The 1,292-nt window shown below is 41.6% G+C and carries 1 protein-coding gene; it reads left to right on the top strand.

The features are described 5' to 3' along the window. A partial coding sequence (locus tag O9332_RS06375) for an Rpn family recombination-promoting nuclease/putative transposase (protein ID WP_288024334.1) occupies positions 1-814 on the top strand: 814 nt, incomplete at its 5' end. Positions 815-1,292: the final 478 nt, after the last annotated feature.

Below are 1,292 nucleotides of genomic sequence, written 5' to 3'. Positions count from 1 at the left end.
CTCCTCGGTGGAAGTTAAACAATTGTCCTTTCGTCTCGATGGAGTCTTTTTGCCTGATACACCCAATCAGCCTATCTATTTCCTAGAAGTACAATTTCAGAAAGATAATAGGTTTTATTCCCGTTTCTTTAGTGAAATCTTTCTCTATCTCCACCAAACGGACTTAAGCAACAATTGGCAGGGAGTAGTTATTTATCCTCGGCGTTCAGTGGAAAGCGTAGAGACGGCTCGTTATGGGGAGTTAATCAACTCAGGCAGAATTTTACGTTTTTATCTCGAGGAATTAAGGGAAGTGGAATCCCTGGGAATATCAATGTTACAATTAATTATAGCACCAACCGCCAGAGCGATCGAGCAGGGAAAACAATTAATTCCACGGATTAGACAAGAATTACCTAAGGTCAAACAACAGCAAGAACTTTTAGAATTGATAGAGACAATCTTGGTTTATAAGTTACCCCAAGTCAGTAGAAAGGAGATAGAGGCGATGTTTAGTTTAAGTGATTTAAAACAAACTAAAGTGTATCAGGAAGCTTTAGAAGAAGGTAGAGAGGAAGGTAGAGAGGAAGGTAGAGAGGAAGGTAGAGAGGAAGGCCGACAAGAAGGCCGACAAGAAGGCCGACAAGAAGGCCGACAAGAAGGCCGACAAGAAGGCCGACAAGAAGGCCGACAAGAAGGCCGACAAGAAGGCGAATTAGCGGCAAAATTAGCCTCTATTCCTCGTTTATTGGCCTTAGGATTGAACTTTGAACAGATAGCACAAGCTTTAGAATTAGAGATCGAACAGGTTAGACAAGCAACTCAAAGGGAATAGGAAAAGTTCAAAGCGATCGCACTAAGGTTAGATAGCGTATCATGCTAAACGACTTTTGTACTAAATCCGCTTATTAAAAACTGATTATTTATTCTCCGTTTTGCCTCTTGCATGAGTGCCTGTCCTGATATGTAGCCTATACTCACTGGGGAGATACAGTAGGTAGGGTGCGTTAGGAGCGCCACAATATTATTTAATTTACATTAATTACATACGCGACGTAACGCACCAATATTATCCTAAATCCCTTGAGTAACCCACAGAAAAGGGGTTTCTCCGAGAAACCCCTTTTCTACTCATGCACTCATGCAAAAAGGGGAATAAATAATCAGTAGATCGTAGCGACTGTCTTGATTGTCAAGGGGTAACTCAAAAAACAATCAAGGAGTTGCTGTCGAACCTAAAATCTCAAGCCAGAAAAAAGCGCAGCAAAAACTAAGTCGCTCAGGTTAAACCAAAGCAAGCGCAACCCTTGATC

This window comes from Microcystis sp. LE19-10.1B (genome assembly GCF_027530565.1).
GTDB classification, from domain to species: domain Bacteria; phylum Cyanobacteriota; class Cyanobacteriia; order Cyanobacteriales; family Microcystaceae; genus Microcystis; species Microcystis aeruginosa.
Note: the sequence above shows the minus strand (reverse complement) of the source record. Positions and strands in the feature narration are given on the sequence as shown.